Here is a 20,762-nt window from a genome sequence, read left to right as displayed (position 1 = left end):
CTCAGGCCCGCAGGGCGCGCGCCTCGGGGTCGCAGGCCAGCCGGACACCGACCGCGAGCATCGGGACCGCGGCCATCACGAAGGCCCAGCGGACGTCGGTGGCGACCAGAACACCCATCAGCGCGATCGAGACCGGTTCCAGGACCGTGCGGGGCAGGAAGACGACGCTGTTGACGCGGCCGAGGAATTCGACGGGCGTGCGGGACTGGACGAAGGCAGGCAGCGCGACGTCGCTGGAGTAGGCGACGCCGAAGCCGAGCGCCACGAGGACCGCCGCCGCGCCCCACGCGGTCGGGGCGAACCCGAGGGCGGCGAAAGCCGTGCCCTCGCACAGGGTCATGCCGATGATCAGCAGGCCCCAGCGGGCGGGGAGGCCGGTCAGGGCGGCCGACACCGAGCCGAGGAGTTGTCCCAGCCCCCAGGCCGAGATGAGGATGCCGAGCGTCATGGAGCCGTCGGGATAGGTCGCGGCGAGTGCGGGCAGGCCGACGGCGAAGAGCCCGGCGTAGGCGAGCGTGGCGGCGGAGATGAGCAGCAGGACGGCGCGTACCTCGCGGCTGCCGCGGGCGTACGCGAGCCCGTCCGCGATGTCGCGGCGCAGCGCGGCCTGGGCAGCCCGGATGCCGACGGGCCGCGGCTCGTCTGCGGGCTCCTCCGTCGGCCGCTCGGTGGTCGGCCGGTCCACCGGAAGGCGTGCCAGCGTCGCCGCCGCGACCAGGAAGGTCGCCGCGTTGAACCAGGCCGCCTCCGTGGTGCCGAACGTGGTGACCAGGACGCCGCCGAGCAGCGGCCCCGCGAGGCGGCCGCCCTGCTCGCCGAAGCCGACCCACGCGTTGGCCTTGGCGAGGTCGCCGCGCGGCACGACCAGCGGCAGGATGCTGCCGCCCGCCGGCACCGAGAACGCCTCGGCGACGCCGACGACGACACCGAGGGCGAAGAACTGCCAGGTGTGCACCTGGCCGGCGGCGGAGGCCACGGCGAGAGCGGCCACCGCGCCCGCGCGTACGAGGTGACACGCGATCAGGACGGCGCGCGGGGACACCCGGTCGGTGACGGCGCCCCCGAGCAGCATGAGCAACCCGCGCGGTACGGCCTGGGCGATGAGGACGGCGGCCAGGAGCGTGGTGGAGTCGGTGTGTTCGAGGACGAGCCACAGAAAGGCGACTTCGAAGCTGTAGTCGCCGAGCATTGAGAGGGTCTCCCCGGCCCACACGCGGCGGAACGCCGGTCGGGCGAAGGGGCCGCGCGCACGGTTGCCGCCTGAGGTGCCGCCTGAATTGCCCGAGCCGCCCCCCGCGCCGCCGCCTGAGCCACCGCCTGAGTCGGCTGAGTCGCCGACCCGCTTGCCGGCTGAGTCGCCGACCGGGTTGTCGGCTGAGCTGCCGACCGATCCGCGCCCGTTCCCGCTCAACTGCCCTCCCTCGTCGACGCCCCCGGCACCGTACGCCGCCACTCCCCTGCACGGCCTGTGGTTTTGCGTCGCTCGCACGGCTCAGCGCGCGACGGCGCCGCACGCGCCTCTGATAATTCCCACTTAATTTCGCAAAAGGTGTCGACGGGTGTCATCACACGAGGGAGCCACCGCACGTTCGGACGACTCCGCCGCCTGGTGGCGCACAACCCTTGGAAGGTCATCGGTCTGCGGGTCATCGCCGCGATCGCGCTGGTCGCCTTCGCCCCTAGGCTGTCGGACATCACGGACCAGGACACCGCGAGCTTTCTCCCGGACAAGTACGAGTCCGTCCAAGCCGCCGATCTGGCCGACCGGCAGTTCCCGCAGTCCCAGGACCAGACCGCGCAGAATGTCGTGAAGCGCACCGACGGCGGCCCGCTGACGCCCGCCGACGTCGTCCTGTGCCTCGCGCCGCTGACGTAGCGGGCCGCGGGGCGCGTCCGGCGCCGGGCTTCAGCCTGCCGGGGCTCGGCGGGCGAGGAGGAGGGTGGCGTCGTCGCGGTGGCCGGTGGCGTCCGCGCGGGCGAACATCGTGGCGGCGAGGTCGTCGAGGGGTTCCGTGCGGTGCGCCGCCAGGTCGCGGGCGAGGCGCGCGATGCCGTCGTCGAGGTCGAGTTCCGGGCCCTCCAGCAGGCCGTCGGTGCACAGCGCGAGGATGCCGTCCGGCGGGAGCATCAGGCGGGTGGAGATGAAGCGCTGTTCGGCGGCCACCCCCAACGGCAGGGTGTCGCGCGGGTGTTCGACCGCCTCGATGCCGTGGCGGGCGGCCACGAGCAGGGGCGGGTGGCCCGCACTCGCGACGACCACTTCGCCGGTTCCGGTGTCGAGGTAGGCGAGCAGGCACGTCGCGTGCACCGGGGTCGGGAAGCGGCCCAGGAAGTCGTTGACGCGGGTCAGCACCATGCCGGGATCGCGGTAGTCGATGGCGTACGCCCGCAGCAGTGTGTGCAGTCGGGACATCATCGGCGCCGCCTCCGGGCCGTGGCCCTGGACGTCGCCCACCGCCAGGACGACGAGCCCGCCGCGCAGGGCGAACACGTCGTACCAGTCACCACCGAGATCGGCGGCTTCGTGGGCGGGGCGGTGGCGGACCGCCGATTCGATGCCCGGGACGCCGGTGGGCTGTTCGAACGAGGTGCCGGCCCGGAACGCCTCCACGAAGTCGAGGTAGGGCTGCGTCTCGACGGTGCGCACCAGGGCGTGTCCGGCCATCCGGGTGACCTCGCGGATCGCCGCCTGCGACGCGGGAGCGGGCCGGTGCGAATCGCGGAAGCCGAGTGTCCACGCGCCGACCGCGCGGCCCGACCCGTCGGTGAGCGGGAGCGTCCACCACGCCCGGGTGCCCGGCGCGGCGACCAGCGGCTTCGCGTCGCCGGGCAGCGCCTCGTGCTGTTCGACGGTCAGGAACCGGTCCTGGCCGGTGCGGGCCGCGACCGCGACCGGGTGCGCGGCGTCGAGCGGGACGAGGCGCGGCGCCACGACGTCCGGCGCGGGCTCGGGTACGCGGTGCATGTGCAGGCGCGTGCCGTCGCCGAGCGCGACCGCGGACTGGGTGGCACACAGCAGCGGCGGGAACGTACGCAGGAGCAGGTCGAGCACCTCGTCTCGTGAGGAGGTGCGGATCAGCGACTCGGAGGCGTGCCGGGCGAGGGTTTCGGTGTGGTCCATGCGCGGTGCGGCGACGGCCGATGGCCCTGGAGTTGCCGGCGCTTCCAGGATTCCCGGGGTTCTTGGGGTCTCCGGAGTTTCAGGAGTGCCGGCGGTGGCGGCTGACGCGGCCGCGTCAGCGTCAGCGTCGGCGAGTTCGCCGAGGGTGACCAGAACAGTGGCCGCGTCCCCGTCCGACGTACCGCACGGGTGTGCGACCGCCCAGACGTGGTGGACGACGGCGTCGTCGGACGCGAGGACGAGCCGGCGGACGGGCCGCCCGTCGGGTTCCGCCGTCATCGCGGCGACCGTCAGCGCGCCCGCCGCGTCGAAGAGCGTGGCGAGCGGCCGTCCGAGGACGCGCTCGAGGTCGTGTCCGCCGAGCGTCGCGGGCGCGGGGGCGATGGCCGTCACCGTGCCGGATCCGTCCACCAGGAGGCGGACGGTGCTGTCACCGTCGTTCAACGTACGGGTCTTTCTGTGCCGGCGGCAGGACTGACTGCGCGCCGGGGCCTGCGTGGGCGCACCTAACACCTATCCCACGCAAACGGCCCGACCTGTGCTGGCAATCGGGTGAAGCGGACGCGGAGCATCCGAAGGGTCGTTCCCGCCGGGCAACTCCACCGGGGTCACTCCACCGGGGTCACTGGAGCAGGCGCTGCTCCTTGGCGACGGCGACCGCCCCGGCGCGGGTGTCGACGCCGAGCTTGGTGTAGATGCGGACCAGGTGCGTCTTGACGGTGGCCTCGCTGATGAACAGCGCCCGGGCGATCTCGCGGTTGCCCAGGCCCCGGGCCAGCTGCCCGAGGATGTCGAGTTCGCGGTCGGTGAGGGACGCGCGCGGACTGCGCATGCGCTCCATGACGCGGTTGGCGACCGGCGCCGACAGCGCGGCTCGCCCTTGCGCGGCGGCCAGGATCGCCGCGAAGAGTTCGTCGGGCCGTTCGGCCTTCAGGAGGTAGCCGGTCGCACCGGCCTCGACCGCCCTGGTGACGTCGGCGTCGGTGTCGTACGTGGTGAGCACCAGCACGCGCGTACCCGGGATTTCGGCGACGATCCGGCGGGTCGTCTCGATGCCGTCGATGCCGGTGCCGAGGTGCAGGTCCATGAGCACCACGTCGGGGCGCAGCTTCGCGGCGGCGGCCAGGGCCTCTTCGCCGGTGGCCGCTTCGCCGACGACCTCGATGCCGGGCGCGCTGGCGAGCAGCGCGAGCAGGCCCGCACGGACGACGGTGTGGTCGTCGCAGAGGAGGACACGTACATCCTGCGAGAGGGACGCGGACATGCCTGGCTACTCCTTGGGGCCGGGAACGGGACGGGAATCGGGACCGGAAGCGGGGTCGGGTTCAGGGCGGGAGTCGGGCAGCGGGACGGATGCCGAGACGACCGTGCCGTCGCCGGGCGAGGACTCGATGGCCAGTGTTCCGCCGAGTTGCCGCAGCCGGGCGCGCATCGCGCTGAGGCCGTGGCCGCGGCCGCCGTCGGCGGACTCCGGCCGCCGGGCCGCCTCGGGGACGAAGCCGCGCCCGTTGTCGGCGACGTCCAGCACGACCTGGTCGTCGAGGTAGCTCAGGGTCAGCGTCGCGTCGGTCGCGTGCGCGTGCTCGCGGATGTTGGCCACCGCGCCCTGTGCCACCCGCAGGAGTGCGGCCTCGACGATCGCCGGGAGGACGACGGGTCGGCCGTCGGCCGTGCAGCGGACGCGCAGGGCCCGGCGGTCGGACGCGGTGCCGGCGGCCTCCCCCGCGGCCGACTCGCGCTCCGCGAGCGCGTGGAGGGCCGCTTCCAGCCCGCCGCCCTCGGCGAGGTCGGCCGGGGCCAGGTCGTGGACGAAGCGGCGGGCTTCGGCGAGGTTGCGTTCGGCGATGGCGGACGCGGTCACGACGTGCCGGTGGGCGGCCGCCGGGTCGGCCGCCCAGACGCGGTCGGCGGCCTGCAGCAGCATGCGCTGGCTGGAGAGCCCCTGCGCGAGGGTGTCGTGGATCTCCATGGACAGGCGTTCGCGTTCGGCGAGCGTACCGGCGCGGCGTTCGCTCGCCGCGAGGCCGGCCCGGGTGCGGATCAGGTCGCCGATCAGGGTGCGCTGGCGTTCGGACTGCCGCCGCATGTGCAGGAACACGGCCGAGGCCAGGCCCGCGACGGCGGGCGGGCCGAGGATGAGGAGCGGGTCGGCGCCGCTGATGCGCACCTGGGCCACGACCACGAGCACGGTGAGCAGCGCGATGAGGACCAGGGCGGCGCGCTCGGAGAGCAGCCGCAGCGCGGTGTAGACGATCGGGACCGCGCTCCACGCGAAGCTCGGCGCGATGCCCACGAGCACGATCCACGCGCAGGTGAAACCGGCCAGCCACAGCCGGGTCCAGTGCGAGACGGGCGCGTCGCCCACGCCGGGGCGTACCACGTACGCCAGGGCGACCAGCGCGGTGAGCGTGACCACCACGGGGGTGTCGGACGCGCCCGGGTGCCGGATCAGGAACCGGGCCATCGCTCCGACGAGCAGGACGACGAAGGACACCGACATCGCGGCGTCCATCCAGCCGGGCCCCGGGGCGGCGGGCTCGGTGTCGTCGCGCCGGGGGCGCTGGTGCTTCACGTCCATCCTTGCTTTGTAACCCGCGATCCGGTCGGCACCATCGACCGATCGGTTGATACGGGTGTCCTCCATCATGCCCCGCGGGGGCATCCGGTCCGGGGACCCTCGTGGCCCGGATCCGACCCGACGATGGATTCACCGCGGCAAAACGTGCCGCTCCCCCGTACGAATCCCGGAGTCGAGAACCATGAAGAAGCTGTCCGTGCGTGCCCGTGTCCTGACCGGTTCCGCCGCGCTCGTCGCCGTCGGCGGCGGTGCCTTCGGCGCGGTGGCCGCCGCTGCCCCGTCGCAGGCGGACAACTCCGCCGCCAAGCCGCCGGCCGCGGTGAGCGAGGTGAAGAACAAGGACACGTTCAACACCGAGCACCTCACCGTCGACGCCGCGACCCGCGCCGCGCAGGCCGCGCTCGACGCCGCGAAGAAGGCGAACCAGCGGGTCACCGTGGCGGTCGTCGACCGCAACGGCAACACGGTGGTGACGCTGCGCGGCGACGGCGCCGGCCCGCAGTCGTACGAGTCGGCCGAGCTCAAGGCCTACACGGCGGTGTCGTGGAACGCCCCGACCTCGGTCCTGGCCGGCCGCCTCCAGCAGGCTCCGAACCTGAAGGACATCCCCGGCACGCTGTTCCTCGCGGGCGGTGCCCCGGTCCAGTCGAAGGGCGCGCCGATCGCGGGCATCGGCGTCGCGGGGGCGCCGAGCGGCGACCTGGACGAGCAGTTCGCGCAGGCGGGCGTGGCGGCGCTCGACAAGTGACGCGGTAGCGCTTCGGTGCGGGAGTGATGGACGGCTTGGCGGCGTACGGGTGTTCGGCACCTCGTACGCCGCCACGCCGCGTCATGCCGGGGCCGGTGCCGGCTCCGACCCGTCGGCGGCGGTCGGCTGGTGCCAGGCGAAACGGGCCATCGGCTCGTCCACCGGGGCGTCGACGAGCCGGTTCGCGAACGTGGACAACGTGTAGGCGCCGATCCCGAGCACGACCTCCAGCGCATTGCGCGTGGTGAAGCCGTGGCCGAGGAACTCCCGCATGCGGTCCGGCTCGACGGCCCCGGCGGTGGCGAGCACGTGCAGGGTGAAGCGGCGTACCGCCTCCAGGCGCGGGTCGGGCAGTGGCGCCTGGTCGCGCAGCGCGCCGACGACCTCCGGGTCGGCGCCCACGGCGGTCAGCACGCCGGTGTGCATCGCGACGCACAACTCGCAGCCATTGCGGGTGGCGACGGTGAGGACGACCGTCTCGCGCGCCAACTTGTCGAGCGTCGTGAGTTCGAACGTGCTGCTGATCCTCAGGAACGCCTCGAGCGTTTCCGGGGATTCGGCGAGCCGCGCGACCGCGGAGGGCAGGTAGCCGAACTTCGCGGCGGTGCCCTCCATCGCGCGCCGCGAGCTGGGCGGTGCGGTGTCGGGGGTGTGGTCGTGGAAGAAGGCCTCGGTCAAGGCGGTCCTTTCGGGTGCGGACGCGGCCGTCCGCGTAAATAGACAATCAGGTTGTCGATAAAGGTAACCAGGTTGTCTATGTGTGGCAAGCCCCGAAGTTCCCCCGGAGTTGGCGTGGCCCTCTCGCCCCTGCGCGGGGAGCGCGCATATCGTCACCGAATGAGCGCAACTCCCGCACGCGAGACCGCAGCCGAGACGGGACCACAGAAGGGAACGCAGACGGGATCCCAGCCGGGACCCCAGGCCGGACCCGAGTCCGAGCCCGCGCTGTACGCCGTCAGCGACGTGCACACCGCCATTCCGTCGAACTTCGCGATCGTGGAGGGCATCCACCCCCGCAACGAGGGCGACTGGCTGATCGTGGCGGGCGACGTCGCCGAGCGGCCGGACGACATCGCCAAGACGCTCGGGCTCCTCACCGACCGCTTCGCGCAGGTGCTGTGGACACCCGGCAACCACGAACTCTGGTCCTCCGAACCGGACGACGCCGACGCCGCGGCGACCGGCACCGACCCCGACACCTTGCGCGGCGAGGCGCGGTACCGGCATCTGGTGGAACTTTGCCGGGAGTTGGGCGTACACACGCCCGAGGACCCGTACCCCGTGTGGACCGGGGCGGGCGGACCGGTGACGATCGCGCCGTTGTTCGTGCTGTACGACTACACGTTCCTGCCGCCCGGGACGACCACACGCGAGGAGGCGCTCGCCGCGGCGTACCGCGCCGGAGTGGTGTGCACCGACGAGTTCGTTCTGCATCCGGACCCGTACCCGAGCCGCCAGGCGTGGTGCGAGGCTCGGGTGGCGTACACCGAGGCGCGGCTCGCGGAGGCGGCGGACCCGGACGCGCCGTACGTGCTCGTCAACCACTTCCCGACGGTCCGCACACCCACCGACGTGATGTGGTTCCCCGAGTTCGTGCAGTGGTGCGGCACGGTGCACACCGCCGATTGGCACACCCGCTTCCCGACCGCGGCGGTGGTGTACGGGCACCTGCACATCCCGCGGACCACGTGGTACGACGGCGTGCGCTTCGAGGAAGTGTCGCTCGGCTACCCTCGCGAACGGCGCGACGGGCTGCGGCGGCCCGTACCGCGGCGAATCCTGCCGGAGGAGAGGGCGAACGCGTGACCGAGACGACCGGCGATTCCGCGACCGCGTCGGCCCCCGCGGCGGCTCCGGCTCCGACCTCGGCGACGGCTCCCGCGCTGCTGGCGTCGATCCTGCCGTACGGCGTGATGGCCGAGGAGTGCTTCGACGACCCTCCGGGGACCGAGCTGTTCCCCGAGGAAGAGGCGCACATCGAACGGGCGGTGGACAAGCGGCGCCGGGAGTTCACGACCGTACGCCGGTGCGCGCGCCTGGCGCTCGGCCGACTCGGCTTCGCACCCGCACCGCTGCTGCCCGGCCTGCGCGGCGCACCGGGTTGGCCCGAAGGCGTCGTCGGCAGCATGACGCACTGCGCCGGCTACCGCGCGGCGGCGGTCGCAACCGGGGCGAAGGTGCTCACCATCGGGATCGACGCGGAGCCCGCCGCACCGCTGCCCGCCGGCGGTGTCCTGCACTCGGTGACGTCGGAGCTGGAGCGGGCACGGCTCGCCGAGTACGCCGCGGCGCACCCCGAAATCGCCTGGGACCGGCTGCTGTTCAGCGCCAAGGAGGCGGTCTACAAGGCGTGGTTCCCGCTCACGCGGCGGTGGCTCGGCTTCGAGGAGGCCGATGTGGCGTTCGACCCCGAGGGCGGGACGTTCACCGCCCGCCTCCTCGTGGCGGATCGTCCGGTCGACGGCTTCACCGGGCGCTGGGCCGTCGCGGAGGGGATCGCGGTCACGGCGATCGCGGTGTCGGCGGACGGGTCCGCCGCGCGTCACCCGAACCCGTAGAGCCTCAGCGACTCGTCGATAGTCGACTTGATCGCCGCCACGCCCATGCCCCGGTCCGCGATCAGGTGGTGCAGCATGCTGGGGCTGACCGGCGCGAGCACGAACTCGGCGAGCGCGCCCGCGTCCACACCCGGGCGCAGTTCGGCGACCAGCATCGCCACATGCGTCTGCCTCGCCCGTTGGGGCGGCGACGTGTAATGCGCGCACGGGTCGGCGACCTCCGCCGCCAGCAGAATTTCGTGCTGCTCCGTCGTGCGGTCGACCAACGCGTGCAGGAACGCGCGCAGCCGTTCCGCCGCCGGTGCCCCGGGTCCGAGCGGCGGCGGCCCGGCGAGGAACTGCCCCTGGAACTCGCGCTCACGCACGTCGAGCAGTGCCGACAGCAGCTGCGCGACGTCGCCGAACCGGCGGTAGACCGTACCGACCCCGATGCCGCTCGCGTGCGCGACGGCGTTCATCGTCAGCGCGTCCGTGCCCTTCTCGGCCACGATGCGGGCCGCCGCGTCGAGGATCCGGCGGCGGTTGCGGGCCGCGTCGGCCCGCTCGGGCGGGGCCTCGCCGGCGATCGGAAGCCGGTGTCTCGGGGCTGTGTCCATGCCACCCACCGTATCGGATAGCTATCCACTTGGGCTTGCCAAGCGGATAGCGATCCGTTTAACTGGGCGCACCGCGAACCGGATAGCAATCCGCTTCATTGCCCTCAGGAGGGGTCCCATGGCTGCCAAAATCGCCGTCGTCTACTACTCGTCGACCGGCAACGTCCACCAGCTCGCCGCGGCGGTCGCGGAAGGCGCCGAGAAGGCCGGTGCCGAGGTGCGTTTGCGGCGCGTACAAGAACTCGCCCCGGACGCGGTCGTCGACTCGGTGCCCGCATGGCGCGAGCACCACGACGCGACGAGCCACATAGAGGTGGCGACCTTGGACGACCTGGCGTGGGCGGACGGGTACGCGTTCGGCACGCCCACGCGCTTCGGCAACATCGCGTCCCAGCTCAAGCAGTTCATCGACACCACCAGCGGGCTGTGGGCGCAGGGCGCCTTCGCCGACAAGCCCGCCACGGGCTTCGTGAGCGCCGGGAACATGCACGGCGGCAACGAGTCGACGCTGCTCGCGCTCTACAACACGCTGCACCACTGGGGTTCGCTGATCGTGCCCGTCGGCTACACCGACCCCGTGGTGTTCGGCGCGAACGGCAACCCGTACGGCACCGCGCACGCCTCCGAGGCCGGCGCCCCCGGCGAGAACATCCTCGACGCCGCGCGCTACCAGGGCACCCGGCTCGCCACCATCACGCAGCGCCTGCTTGCCGGCACCGCGGCCGCCGCCTGACGGCCCGGCCTTCGCCCCCGCCCCGGCGGGAACCCCGACACTGCGGCCCGGCCCCGACATGGGCCGGGCCCTTGCGCGTCCGCCGGATGACTCATCTCCCGAGTGCGCCGACGCCGGGCCCCCGCCGGACGCCCCGGCGGGCGAACGTTCATCACCGGTGATCGTCGCGTTAGGGTGACGTGCACGCCGACGGCGAAGGGCTCGTGGTCGGCGGCGAACGGGGCGGCGCTGATCGTTCACCCAAGGTGAACGATCTCGGGGAGGTGGGGTCGGGCTTGGAACGCCACGAGATGGAGATATTCCTGACGCTGGCCGAGGAACTGCACTTCGGCCGTACCGCCGAACGCCTGCATCTGTCGGGCGCCATGGTGAGCCAGACCCTCAAGAAGATCGAACGGCGCCTCGGCGGACCGCTGTTCGAACGCACCAGCCGCCGCGTCACGCTGACCCCGCTCGGCCGTCAGCTCTACGACGACATGCGCCCGCACTACGACGCGCTCCGGGCCGCCGTGCAACGGGCGACGAGCGCCGCGCGCGGCATCGAGGGCACGCTGCGGGTCGGATTCCTAGGCGTCATGTCCGGAATCCGGGCACACCAGGGCGCCGCACTGTTCCGCGAGCGCCACCCCGACTGCGCGGTCGAGGTCGTCGAGGTCCAACTCGACGAGTACGTGCACCCGCTGCGCGACGGCACCCTCGACATGCTGGTGACGCTGGTGCCGATCCAGGAGCCGGACATCACCATCGGCCCGCTCCTGCTCGACGCCCCGATCTATCTGGCGACGTCCGCCACCAGCCCGCTCGCCGCGCGTGCGTCGCTGACCCCGGAGGACCTCGCGGGCCAGGTGTTCCCGATGGTTAGCGACCGGGTGCCGCAGCACTGGCTGGACCAGTATCTGCCGCAGTTGGCGGCGGGCGGGACGCCGATCGGGCGTACCGAGCAGAGGTGTTCGACGTATCAGGAGATCCTGGCTCTCGTGTCGGCGGGCAAGTGCGTCGCAATCGGCGACCACCAACTCGTGCAGTACTACGCGCGGCCCGACGTCGCGTACGTCCCGCTCAGCGGGGTCCCCAACCTGCGGCACGCGCTGGTGTGGCGCACCGCCGCCGAGAACGCCCGGATGCGCGCGTACGTCGACGCCGTCACCGACCTCCTGCGGGAGCGCGCCCAGGCCGCGTGACGCGGGGGCCGCGGGCGTGGGACCGCGGAGCGTGTGCTGCGGGCCGCGGGCCATCCGGGTGAACAGCGGGGTGTCGGCCACCCGGTGACGGGTCCGGGTCTCGATGCTGCGTGCATGAGGGAGCGAAGCGAGCGAAGCGGCGAGAGATTGCGTTTCGCGAATGCGGCCACCGAGCGTAGCGAGGTGGGGGCATGAGTAGCGCCGAGGCGAGTCCGGATACCGAGGAGCAGCCGCCCGAAAGCCGCGGGTTCCGCTTCCCCAGCGCGCTGACCGTGCTCGCGATCGTCACGATCGCGGTGTGGGCCCTGGCCTTCCTCATCCCGTCCGGGCAGTACGAACGGGACGCCGACGGCAAGCCCGTGCAGGGCAGCTTCCGCGAGATCTCGTCCCCCCAGGACTTCGTCCAGCGGCTCAACGACCTGTTCCTGTCGCCCGTCAACGGCCTCTACGGCATCCAGGACACCCAGACCGGCCAGGTCGGTCCGGACAACTCGGGCGATCTGTACGGCGGCGCCGCGGTGTTCCTGTTCGTGCTCGCCATCGGCGCGTTCATCACGGTCGTGTTCGCCACCGGCGCGCTGGACCGGGGCATCGCGCGGCTCGCGCACCGCCTCCGGACCCGGGGCGCGGTGCTGATCATCGCCATCATGGCGGTGTTCTCACTGCTCGGATCGGTCGAGGGGTTCGCCGAGGAAACGCTCGGCTTCTACGGCCTGATCGTGCCGCTCATGCTGGCGCTGGGCTACGACCGCATGGTGGCCACCGGCACGATCATCCTCGGCGCGGGGGTGGGCGTGCTGTGTTCGACGGTCAACCCGTTCGCCACCGGCGTCGCCTCGTCCGCCGCCGGGATCTCGCTCGGCGACGGCATCGTGCTGCGGCTGCTCATGCTGGTGGTGCTGACCGCGGTGACCATCGCGTACGTCGTGCGCTACGCCGCGCGCGTCAAGGCCGACCCGTCCCGTTCGATCGTCGGGTTCCTGCCGGGCGACCGGGAGCAGGCGGAGGCGTCGGCGGGCACCGAGCCGGAGCCGCTCACCGGCACGCACAAGATCGTGCTGGTCGCGGTGACGGTGACCTTCGTGTTCATGATCTTCTCGATCATCCCGTGGGCGCAGGTGCTGACCGGCGACGCGGACGCCACTCCGTACGGCTGGGAACTGGACTGGTCCTTCGCGCAATTGGCCGCGCTGTTCATCGTCGCGGCGGTGGTCGTCGGGGTGCTCGCGCGGCTCGGCGAGAAGAAGCTGAGCGCGACGCTGATCCAGGGTGCGGGCGACTTCGTGTCCCCCGCGCTGATCATCATGCTGGCCCGCGGCGTCACGGTGATCATGAACAACTCCAAGGTCACCGACACCGTGCTGCACTCGATGGAGGGCGCGGTGTCGGGGACGTCGTCGGCGGTGTTCGGGATCCTGATCTTCGTGGTGAACCTGCCGCTGGCGTTCCTGATCCCGTCCACCTCGGGCCACGCGACGCTCGCGATGCCGATCCTCGCCCCGCTCGCCGACTTCGCGGACGTGCCGCGCGCGCTGGTGGTGACGGCGTGGCAAGCCGCGTCGGGGTGGATGAACCTCTGGGTCCCGACGACGGCCGTCATCATGGGCGGCGTGTCGCTGGCGAAGGTCGGCTACAACCAATATCTGCGGTTCGTGGCACCGCTGTTGGCGATCCTGTTCGTCCTCATCTGCGGGTTCGTGGCGTTGGGCGCGGGGTTGTCGTAGACGCGGTCGACCGGATCCGTGCGGGCTGACCGGACCGGCCGGGTCGGTCACCGACCCGGCCGGCGGTCAGCGGATGCTCAGCGGGGTGCCGGGAGCGGCCGGGATCACCAGCGGGGTACCGGTCTCGGGGTCGTCGATGATGCGGCACGGCACGTGGAAGACCTCCTCGACCAGTTCGGCGGTCACGATGTCGCCGGGGCGGCCCTCGGCGACGATGCGGCCCTCGCGCATGGCGATGAGGTGGGTCGCGTACCGGGTCGCCTGGTTGAGGTCGTGCAGGACCGCGACGAGTGTGCGCTCCTCCTCGCGGTGCAGCCGCGCGCACAGGTCGAGCACTTCGATCTGGTACGCGATGTCGAGGAACGTCGTGGGCTCGTCGAGCAGCAGCAGCGGCGTCTCCTGGGCGAGCGCCATGGCGATCCACACGCGCTGCCGCTGTCCGCCGGAGAGTTCGTCGACCGCGCGGTCCGCGAGTTCGAACACGCCGGTCGCCCGCATCGACGCGTCGACGACGCGCTCGTCCTCCGGCGACCACTGCCGCAGCAGCTTCTGGTGCGGGTAGCGGCCGCGGGCGACGAGGTCGGCGACGGTGATGCCGTCCGGCGCGATCGAACTCTGCGGCAGCAGGCCGAGGGTGCGGGCGACCTGCTTCGCGGGCATCGACGAGATGTCCCGGCCGTCGAGCAGCACCTGACCCGACGACGGCTTGACCATGCGGGCGAGCGCGCGCAGGAGCGTCGACTTGCCGCACGCGTTCGGTCCCACGATCACGGTGAAGGACCGGTCGGGTATCGCGACGCTGAGGTCCTTGGTGATGACGCGCTTGTCGTAGCCGAGGGTCATCGCGTCGCCGTGCAGGCGGGTCGACGCGGTGGCGCCCGGAGTGGTGCCGCGGGTGTCGTCGTCCACCGCCGTCGGGTCGACCGCGTTGTCGGCCGCCGGGGCCGTGACGGTGTCCGGAGTGCCGGTCGTTCCTGAGGTCTTCACTGTCCGTCAGATCCTTCCCGCGCGGCGCTGGGCCGCGAGCATCACCACGAGATAGCCGCCACCGAGCAGGCCGGTCACCACGCCGACCGGCAGCGGGTCGTCGGCGAACGCCCGCTGTGCGATCCAGTCCGAGCCGACCAGCAGCACGGCGCCCATGCACAGTGAGGGCAACAGGTTGGGCCCCGGCGCGGCCGTGAGGCGGCGGGCCAGCTGAGGGGCCGTCAGCGCGACGAACGACACCGGTCCGGCGGCCGCGGCGGCCAGTGACACCAGCACGATCGCACCGAAGAGGAGGGTGAGTCGTACGCGTTCGACCCGTACGCCGAGCGCCGCCGCCGCGTCGTCGCCCATCTCCAGCATGCGCAGGGCGGGACCGCACCCGATCAGGATCGCCGGGACGAGCACCGCCATCGCGACCGCGAGCGGCATGACGTCGGTCCAGTCCCGCCCGTCCAGGCTGCCGGTCTGCCACAGCAGCGCACGGGACGCCTCGGCGAGCTTGGCGCGGGTGAGCAGGTAGCCGTTCACGCCGGTCAGGATCGCGGTGACGCCGATGCCGGTGAGGATGAGCCGGAAGCCGTGGACGCCGCGGCGCCAGGCCAGGACGTACACGAGCACGCCTGCGGTCAGCCCGCCCGCGGCGGCGCCGAACGCCACCGCGCCCGTGCCGCCGCCGAGCACGACGACCGCGAACAGCGCCCCGGTGCCGGAGCCGGCGGTGAAGCCGAGGAGGTCGGGACTGCCCAGCGGGTTGCGTACGACGGCCTGGAAGACCGCCCCGGACAGGCCCAGCGCGGCGCCGACGAGCAGGGCCACCCCCGCGCGCGGCAGCCGGAGTTCGCGGACGATGAACTCGTCGGCGGGGCTGCCGCTGCCGAGCAGGGCGTCGACGACGCGGCCGAAGCCCATCGGGTAGTCGCCGCTGCCGATGCACAGGACCGCCAGGGCGAGCGCGGCGATGAGGCAGAGGGCGCCGGCGGCCATCGCGCGGGGGCGGTAGCGGACGGACATCGGTCCGACGCGCAGGGCACGGTCCGAGGCCGCGCCGGAGGCCGGGCGCGACGTCGAGGCAGGCGTCGAGGCAGGAGTCGAGGCGGGGGGCGAGGCTGCGGTCGAGGTCGAGGCCGACGTCGACTTGGGTGCGGTCAGCCGGCTGCCGCTCATGCGCGCACCGCCTGCGCGCGGCGCAGCAGGATGAGGAAGCACACGCCGCCGACCACCGAGGTGACGGTGCCGACCTGCACCTCGGCGGGGCGGGCGACCAGGCGTCCGACGACGTCCGCGAGGAGCAGCAGCGCGGGAGTCAGGATCGCGCAATAGGGGATCAGCAGGCGCAGGTCGGGTCCGGTGAAGACGCGTACCGCGTGGGGCATGATCAGGCCGACGAAGACCAGCGGCCCGCAGGCGGCGGTGGCTGCGCCGCAGAGCAGCGTTACGGTGAGCATGGCCCCGGCGCGGGTGCGGGCCGGGTTGCCGCCGAGTCCGCGGGCGGCTTCGTCGCCGAGGGCGAGGGCGTTCAGCGGGCGGGCGAGGCCGAGGGCGAGCAGGAGGCCGGCGGCGATGAACGGGCCGACCTTGGCGGCGGTGCCCATCTCGGCGCTCGCGAGCGAGCCGATCGTCCAGAAGCGCAGGTCGTCGAGGGCCGAGCTGTCGAGGAGCATGACGGCCTGGACGTACGAGTACAGCGCCGCGTTGAGTGCGGTGCCCGCCAGGGCGAGGCGGGCGGGAGTGGCGCCGCGGCCGCCGCTGACGGCGTACACGAGGACCGAGACGACGGCCGCACCCGCGAACGCAAACCACACGTATCCGGAGAATGTTGACACACCGAGCGCCGTAATTGCCGTGACGACGGCGGCGGATGCGCCCGCGTTGATGCCCAGGAGTCCCGGATCGGCCAACGGGTTGCGGGTCACGGCCTGCATGACCGCACCGGCGACGCCGAGGGCGAGTCCGACGAGCAGACCGAGCACGGTGCGCGGCAGGCGCATGTCGTGCACAACCGTGTAGCCGGTGGAGTCCGCGTCGAACAGGCCGTTCCAGACCTGACCCGGGCTCAGGTGGCGTGAGCCGAGGGCCAGGCTGAGGACGACGGCCGCGAGGAGAAGCGCGAGCGCGACCGCCATGCCGACGGCTGTCGGTATGTGGCGGCGGGGCGGCGTCTTCCGCTCGGCGGCGCCCGCGCCGATGGCGGGCGGGGCGGCGCGGCCGGCACCCGTCGCGGTCCGGTGACCGGCCAACGGGCCTGCTCCGGCACCCACTTCGGGCGACACCGCATCGGCCCGTCCGGACACCGGCGGGCTACTGGACTGCGCGGGTCCCACTCACGTGCTCCGATCGCGCGCCTGCCGGCGTTCCCCCACATCCGGCCCTGGACAGAAACGAAGGTTAGGTTAACCTAAGCCTCCTGACCCGCCGGTAGCTACCCGCCGCGGCCGCGTTCTCGCGGTGGTGGGCGTACGCGTGCCGGTCCCCGCAACCACAGCAGTCCGCACGTCCAGCACAAGGAGCAGTCCATGCCGCACGTTCCCGCCGTCTCCCCGACCCGGCGCAGAATCCTCGCCGCGGGCGCCGCCCTCGGCATCGGAGCGCTCGCCACCGCGTGCGGCGACGACAAGAAGGACAGCGCGGGCGGCGCCGGGAACACCGGCGGTTCGACGGCACCGAACGGAGGTTCCGCGGACGGGGCGTGGGGCTTCCGGGACGACCGCGGCCAGGACGTCTCCGCGAAGAAGCGGCCGAAGAAGATCGTCGCCTTCGTGGGCAGCGCCGCCGCGCTGTACGACTACGGCATCGAGTGCACGGGCGTGTTCGGCCCGACGAAGGGCACCGACGGCAAGCCCAACGTGCAGGCCGGCGACATGGACATCAGCAAGCTCACGATCCTCGGCGAGGAGTGGGGCCAGTTCTCCGTCGAAAAGTACGCGGCCCTCCAGCCCGAACTGCTCGTCTCCGCCGTCTACGACAACAACACCCTCTGGTACGTGCCGGACGACAGCGCGGACAAGATCCTCCCGCTCGCCCCCAGCGTCGGCATCCGGGTGGCCAAGGTGTCGCTGACCGAACCGCTCGCACGCAACGCCGAACTGGCCGCGTCCCTGGGCGCCGACCTCAACGCCCCGAAGGCCGTCGACGCCAAGAAGCGCTTCGAGGCGGCGTCCGAGACCCTGCGCCAGGCGGCGAAGGCGGCAGGCGGCCTCAAGGTCATGGCGGCGTCGGGCGCCGCCGAGCAGTTCTACGTGTCGACCCCCGACCCCTCCGCCGACCTGCGCTACTTCAAGGAGCTCGGCGTCGAGTTCGTGCTGCCGAAGAACCTCGACGCGGACGGCTACTTCGAGGTCCTCAGCTGGGAGAACGCCGGCGCGTACCACGCCGACGTGATCATGATGGACAACCGCTCGGTGGCGCTCCAGCCCAAGGACCTCACCAACAAGCCGACCTGGAACGAACTGCCCGCCGTCAAGGCCGGCCAGGTCATCCCGTGGGCGAGCGAGCCGCGCTTCACGTACGCGGGCGTCGCCCCGCTGATCGAGCAACTCGCCGCCGCCGTCCAGAAGTCGCGCAAGCTCGCGTGACCCTCGCCGGGCGCGCGGGGCGGCCCGGGCCGGCCCGCACCGGCGGCCCAACTCGGCCCCGCGCTCCCGGTTCCTACGCCACGCACGCCGACCGCCGCCGCAGGCGGCCGGGAACCCGCAGCACGTATCACGATCGGAGTCACGCGATGGGCAACCCCGAGGTCCCGTTCCGGTTTTTCGACCTGCACGTGCTGCGGGTCGCGCAGGTCGGTCCCGGCATGGTCCGCGTCACGTTCGGCGGCGAGGACCTGAAGGCCCTTGTCAGCGACGGCCGCGACCAGCGGCTCAAGCTCTTCCTGGCACACGAGGGACAGGACGCGCCGATAGTGCCGGTCGAGGCGGGCGAGGAGTGGTTCGCCGCCTGGACGGCCATGGACGCGAACGAGCGGGCCGTCATGCGCACTTACACCGTACGCGACGCCCGCCGCGACCCGGACGAGATGGACATCGACTTCGCGATGCACGGGGACACCGGCCCCGCGTCGCGCTGGGCGCGCCGCGCGCAGCCCGGGGACCGCGTCATCGTGATCGGCCCGTCCGCACCCGACAACGGCGGTGCGGACTTCAACCCGCCGGAGGGTTCGGAGTGGGTGCTGATCGCCGCCGACGAGACGGCGCTTCCGGCCGTCGAGGGCATCCTGCGCTGGCTGCCCGCGGACCTGCCCGCACGCGTCTGGCTGTCCGTCGACCATGCGGGCGACAAACGCGAACTCCCCAGCGCCGCCCAGGTCGACGTGCGGTGGCTGGTGCGCGACGGCGGCCCCGACACGCTCGCAGCGGCCGTCGAGGGCGCGGAGCTCCCGGACGGTGTGGTCTACGCCTGGATAGCGGGCGAGGCCGGCATGGTCCGCGCCGTGCGCCGCAACCTGGTCCGCGACCGCGGCATCGACCGCAAGGCCGTGACGTTCACCGGGTACTGGCGCCGCGGGGCCACCGACGACGACCTGCTCGCCGAATCGCTGGCCGGCCAAGAACCGCACCTCCCCGGCGCGGACGAGTAACCCCCTCACCGCCGCGGGCATTCGCGGACAGCGTGCCGGCCGTCCCGATCCCCGGGCGCCGCGGCACGCACGCGGAGTTGTGGGGTGCGGTTCCACTACTGACAGTGGACCGGGGTCCGCAACCCGAGTTCGGCGCCGAACAAGAGGTCCGCCGCGCGAGGCCAGTCGACTGCGAGGGAGATGCGATCGCCCCCCTTGTTTGGCCTTGGCGCGCGTTGGGGGCGGGCTATGACGGCGATTCGCTGTGCTCGGCCAGCAGTGGTGCGATTGCCCTGGCGAGCCGGGCCTGCCAGGCGTCGGCGTCACCGCGTACGGCGGGGTGCTCGGCGTGGAAGGAGCGCCAGTCGACCGTCCAGTTGCGTACGTCGTGGTCCGTCAACGGGCCGATGCCGAGCGCGCCCGCCTTGGCGAACACGCGGCGCAGCAGCCCCGGTTCGAGGCGGGTGCGCGGCGATTCGGCGAGCAGTACCGCGTCGAAGAGGTCCTTGCCGCGGGCTCCGTCGTCGCCCGTCGAGTCCACGTGCAGCCACAACAGCTTCCATGCCAGCGAGAGTTCGCGGCTCGCCGTACGCACGACCGTCGGCCCCAGCTCGTCGGCGCGCGGCACCAGCGCGAACACCGGCGGTTCAGGCATCGGTTCGTCCAGCGCGAAGTCGAGCTGCACCTGCCCCTCGAGACCGCCGTCGGCGTGCCACGGCAGGCGGACGCGGACACCCCCGCCGCCGGTCGGTCCGAAGTCGTATTCGTCGTAGTCCCAGGTCGAGTCGATGTCGTACCGGCTCGGCGCGAGGCGTACGCCGCATGGGGTCACCGGACGCTGTTCGAGCAACGACAGTACGGCGCCGCTCGGATCGCGCTCGTCGTCGTACGGATCCTGCACCCAGTGCGTGCCCTCCGGCGGCACGACGGGGTGGCGGCCGCCGGTGTCGAGCAACTCGCCCTCGTCGCGATACAACTCGTACGCGGTCGCTCCCCCGTCGGCCTCCGGCCAGTCCTGGACGCGGTCGACGCTGTCGACGTAGGGGTACGGGTCAAGGCGGTCGACGGGGACCGCGGCGGGGGGCAGCACGATCCAGTCGAGATCGCGCGGCGGGCGGGCCCGGTGGCCCGCCCACGCGACCATGGCCATGCTGCCGCGCAGGACGAGGGCGTCGGACCAGGGGGCCGTCGAGACCAGCGCGAGGACGTGGTCGAGGGCGGCGCGGTGGGCGCGTTCCCACGCGTCGGTGCCGGGTGCGTGGGTCATACTGCCCCGCCGACTGCGCCGAACCACCCGGCGTCGACTGCCGGATTGTCGTCGTGAACGACGAACTCCTGCTCGATCTCGACGACTTGCAAGCCCGCTTCGGCGAGGGCGTCGCGGAGGAGGCGCAGTCGGCTGTGCGCCTCGGGCCGTCCGACGCCGTGGCAGCGCTGGGTGACGAACCGCTCGTGGCCGCCGGCGTCGGGGCGGAGGCGGCGGGCGTTGCGGGAGACGCGGGCGCTGTGGCGTACGGCGATTGCGGTGACCTGGCCGATGTCGGCGTGGGTGGTGAGCACGAGCTTGACGTGGTGCTCGAAATAGCAGTCGGGCGGGAGGGTCTTCGCCTCGCCTGACGTGCGCGGGACCCCCTGGTTGGAGGGCGCGGCCTCGATCTTGACGCGGACGACGTCGAAACCGGCGCGGCGCAGGTCGGCGGTGTGGGCGGCAACGGCCGCGCGCTGGGTCGTGAGGGTGCCGCGGCCGCGCAGGGTCAGCATGGGCTGGTCGGGGACGCGGCCGGCGTCGAGGAGGATCCGCGTGTACTTCGCACCGTTGCGGGCGGCCCACTCGCGCAGTCGGGTGTCGGTGGCCGGTCCGGCCGCCGACACGGTGACGTGCGTCTCGAAGTCACCGGTGAAGTCGGGGCGGGCGTCGATGCGGACGTCGGTGCGTGCGGCGGGGTGTACGCGCGCCGCGTCGTCCATGCGTTCGGTCACGGGC

20 protein-coding genes are annotated in these 20,762 nt (G+C 72.7%); 9 read left to right on the top strand and 11 right to left on the bottom strand.

What is annotated here, in order from left to right; translation table 11 throughout:
• Position 1 precedes the first annotated feature (1 nt).
• On the bottom strand, positions 2–1,453 hold the full coding sequence (locus ACWD12_RS27550) for an MFS transporter (RefSeq protein WP_450101795.1): 1,452 nt from the start codon (positions 1,451–1,453) through the stop codon (positions 2–4).
• A 156-nt stretch (positions 1,454–1,609) separates the two neighbouring features.
• Here ACWD12_RS27550 and ACWD12_RS27545 point away from each other — a divergent pair, with 156 nt between their 5' ends.
• On the top strand, positions 1,610–1,876 hold the full coding sequence (locus ACWD12_RS27545; RefSeq protein ID WP_450101794.1) for a hypothetical protein: 267 nt from the start codon (positions 1,610–1,612) through the stop codon (positions 1,874–1,876).
• A gap of 30 nt (positions 1,877–1,906) precedes the next feature.
• Here ACWD12_RS27545 and ACWD12_RS27540 read toward each other — a convergent pair whose 3' ends face one another.
• From ACWD12_RS27540 to ACWD12_RS27530, 3 genes are all read right to left on the bottom strand, one after another.
• Complete coding sequence (locus ACWD12_RS27540) at positions 1,907–3,565, bottom strand: SpoIIE family protein phosphatase (protein WP_450101793.1); 1,659 nt, start codon at positions 3,563–3,565, stop codon at positions 1,907–1,909.
• 178 nt (positions 3,566–3,743) lie between these two features.
• Positions 3,744–4,385, bottom strand: a complete 642-nt coding sequence (locus ACWD12_RS27535) for a response regulator (protein ID WP_450101792.1) — start codon at positions 4,383–4,385, stop codon at positions 3,744–3,746.
• A 6-nt stretch (positions 4,386–4,391) separates the two neighbouring features.
• Positions 4,392–5,699: a sensor histidine kinase gene (locus ACWD12_RS27530; RefSeq protein ID WP_450101791.1), complete on the bottom strand. Its 1,308-nt coding sequence runs from the start codon at positions 5,697–5,699 to the stop codon at positions 4,392–4,394.
• Between the two features lie 181 nt (positions 5,700–5,880).
• On the opposite strand from ACWD12_RS27530, the gene ACWD12_RS27525 reads away from it, so the two are divergent.
• On the top strand, positions 5,881–6,447 hold the full coding sequence (locus tag ACWD12_RS27525) for a GlcG/HbpS family heme-binding protein (protein WP_358353675.1): 567 nt from the start codon (positions 5,881–5,883) through the stop codon (positions 6,445–6,447).
• Positions 6,448–6,528: 81 nt separating this feature from the next.
• On the opposite strand, the gene ACWD12_RS27520 is transcribed toward ACWD12_RS27525, so the two are convergent.
• Positions 6,529–7,125: a carboxymuconolactone decarboxylase family protein gene (locus ACWD12_RS27520; RefSeq protein ID WP_450101790.1), complete on the bottom strand. Its 597-nt coding sequence runs from the start codon at positions 7,123–7,125 to the stop codon at positions 6,529–6,531.
• A 159-nt stretch (positions 7,126–7,284) separates the two neighbouring features.
• On the opposite strand from ACWD12_RS27520, the gene ACWD12_RS27515 reads away from it, so the two are divergent.
• Positions 7,285–8,253, top strand: a complete 969-nt coding sequence (locus tag ACWD12_RS27515) for a metallophosphoesterase family protein (RefSeq protein ID WP_450101789.1) — start codon at positions 7,285–7,287, stop codon at positions 8,251–8,253.
• A 77-nt stretch (positions 8,254–8,330) separates the two neighbouring features.
• The gene (locus tag ACWD12_RS27510) at positions 8,331–9,005 is read left to right on the top strand and encodes a 4'-phosphopantetheinyl transferase family protein (protein WP_450101818.1); all 675 of its coding nucleotides are present in this window, start codon (positions 8,331–8,333) and stop codon (positions 9,003–9,005) included.
• Here the strand turns inward: ACWD12_RS27510 and ACWD12_RS27505 are convergent.
• Positions 8,990–9,601, bottom strand: a complete 612-nt coding sequence (locus ACWD12_RS27505; protein WP_450101788.1) for a TetR/AcrR family transcriptional regulator — start codon at positions 9,599–9,601, stop codon at positions 8,990–8,992. The genes ACWD12_RS27510 and ACWD12_RS27505 overlap by 16 nt on opposite strands.
• Positions 9,602–9,719: 118 nt before the next feature.
• Here ACWD12_RS27505 and wrbA point away from each other — a divergent pair, with 118 nt between their 5' ends.
• From wrbA to ACWD12_RS27490, 3 genes are all read left to right on the top strand, one after another.
• The gene (wrbA, locus tag ACWD12_RS27500; RefSeq protein WP_358353680.1) at positions 9,720–10,334 is read left to right on the top strand and encodes an NAD(P)H:quinone oxidoreductase; all 615 of its coding nucleotides are present in this window, start codon (positions 9,720–9,722) and stop codon (positions 10,332–10,334) included.
• A gap of 275 nt (positions 10,335–10,609) precedes the next feature.
• Positions 10,610–11,515 carry a LysR family transcriptional regulator gene (locus ACWD12_RS27495; protein ID WP_450101787.1) on the top strand — a complete coding sequence of 302 codons (906 nt, stop codon included), beginning with the start codon at positions 10,610–10,612 and terminating at the stop codon, positions 11,513–11,515.
• 191 nt (positions 11,516–11,706) lie between these two features.
• On the top strand, positions 11,707–13,239 hold the full coding sequence (locus tag ACWD12_RS27490) for a YfcC family protein (protein ID WP_450101786.1): 1,533 nt from the start codon (positions 11,707–11,709) through the stop codon (positions 13,237–13,239).
• A gap of 66 nt (positions 13,240–13,305) precedes the next feature.
• Here ACWD12_RS27490 and ACWD12_RS27485 read toward each other — a convergent pair whose 3' ends face one another.
• From ACWD12_RS27485 to ACWD12_RS27475, 3 genes are all read right to left on the bottom strand, one after another.
• Entirely contained in the window at positions 13,306–14,082 is a 777-nt protein-coding gene (locus ACWD12_RS27485) for an ABC transporter ATP-binding protein (RefSeq protein WP_358353729.1), read from the bottom strand.
• A gap of 150 nt (positions 14,083–14,232) precedes the next feature.
• Positions 14,233–15,390: an iron chelate uptake ABC transporter family permease subunit gene (locus tag ACWD12_RS27480; RefSeq protein WP_435839045.1), complete on the bottom strand. Its 1,158-nt coding sequence runs from the start codon at positions 15,388–15,390 to the stop codon at positions 14,233–14,235.
• A complete protein-coding gene (locus ACWD12_RS27475) occupies positions 15,387–16,463 on the bottom strand; it encodes a FecCD family ABC transporter permease (protein WP_450101785.1) in 1,077 nt (358 codons plus the stop codon). The genes ACWD12_RS27480 and ACWD12_RS27475 overlap by 4 nt, the downstream gene beginning before the upstream one ends.
• Positions 16,464–16,739: 276 nt before the next feature.
• On the opposite strand from ACWD12_RS27475, the gene ACWD12_RS27470 reads away from it, so the two are divergent.
• On the top strand, positions 16,740–17,798 hold the full coding sequence (locus ACWD12_RS27470) for an ABC transporter substrate-binding protein (protein WP_450101784.1): 1,059 nt from the start codon (positions 16,740–16,742) through the stop codon (positions 17,796–17,798).
• 146 nt (positions 17,799–17,944) lie between these two features.
• Positions 17,945–18,799 carry a siderophore-interacting protein gene (locus ACWD12_RS27465; RefSeq protein ID WP_450101783.1) on the top strand — a complete coding sequence of 285 codons (855 nt, stop codon included), beginning with the start codon at positions 17,945–17,947 and terminating at the stop codon, positions 18,797–18,799.
• Positions 18,800–19,025: 226 nt separating this feature from the next.
• On the opposite strand, the gene ACWD12_RS27460 is transcribed toward ACWD12_RS27465, so the two are convergent.
• Positions 19,026–20,045: a nucleotidyl transferase AbiEii/AbiGii toxin family protein gene (locus ACWD12_RS27460; protein ID WP_450101782.1), complete on the bottom strand. Its 1,020-nt coding sequence runs from the start codon at positions 20,043–20,045 to the stop codon at positions 19,026–19,028.
• Positions 20,042–20,758: a hypothetical protein gene (locus ACWD12_RS27455; RefSeq protein ID WP_450101781.1), complete on the bottom strand. Its 717-nt coding sequence runs from the start codon at positions 20,756–20,758 to the stop codon at positions 20,042–20,044. Before ACWD12_RS27455 ends, ACWD12_RS27460 begins: the two co-directional genes overlap by 4 nt.
• Positions 20,759–20,762 lie beyond the last annotated feature (4 nt).

The organism is Streptodolium elevatio (genome assembly GCF_053592165.1).
This window is presented reverse-complemented; position numbering and strand designations above follow the sequence as displayed.

Bases quoted from the DNA above. Each gene is read 5' to 3' on its own strand.
- ACWD12_RS27535 (WP_450101792.1), bottom strand. From the start codon at position 4,385: ATGTCCGCGTCCCTCTCGCAGGATGTACGTGTCCTCCTCTGCGACGAC.
- ACWD12_RS27530 (WP_450101791.1), bottom strand. From the start codon at position 5,699: ATGGACGTGAAGCACCAGCGCCCCCGGCGCGACGACACCGAGCCCGCC.
- ACWD12_RS27525 (WP_358353675.1), top strand. From the start codon at position 5,881: ATGAAGAAGCTGTCCGTGCGTGCCCGTGTCCTGACCGGTTCCGCCGCG.
- ACWD12_RS27515 (WP_450101789.1), top strand. From the start codon at position 7,285: ATGAGCGCAACTCCCGCACGCGAGACCGCAGCCGAGACGGGACCACAG.
- ACWD12_RS27505 (WP_450101788.1), bottom strand. From the start codon at position 9,601: ATGGACACAGCCCCGAGACACCGGCTTCCGATCGCCGGCGAGGCCCCG.
- wrbA (WP_358353680.1), top strand. From the start codon at position 9,720: ATGGCTGCCAAAATCGCCGTCGTCTACTACTCGTCGACCGGCAACGTC.
- ACWD12_RS27490 (WP_450101786.1), top strand. From the start codon at position 11,707: ATGAGTAGCGCCGAGGCGAGTCCGGATACCGAGGAGCAGCCGCCCGAA.
- ACWD12_RS27485 (WP_358353729.1), bottom strand. From the start codon at position 14,082: ATGACCCTCGGCTACGACAAGCGCGTCATCACCAAGGACCTCAGCGTC.
- ACWD12_RS27480 (WP_435839045.1), bottom strand. From the start codon at position 15,390: ATGAGCGGCAGCCGGCTGACCGCACCCAAGTCGACGTCGGCCTCGACC.
- ACWD12_RS27470 (WP_450101784.1), top strand. From the start codon at position 16,740: ATGCCGCACGTTCCCGCCGTCTCCCCGACCCGGCGCAGAATCCTCGCC.
- ACWD12_RS27465 (WP_450101783.1), top strand. From the start codon at position 17,945: ATGGGCAACCCCGAGGTCCCGTTCCGGTTTTTCGACCTGCACGTGCTG.
- ACWD12_RS27460 (WP_450101782.1), bottom strand. From the start codon at position 20,045: ATGACCCACGCACCCGGCACCGACGCGTGGGAACGCGCCCACCGCGCC.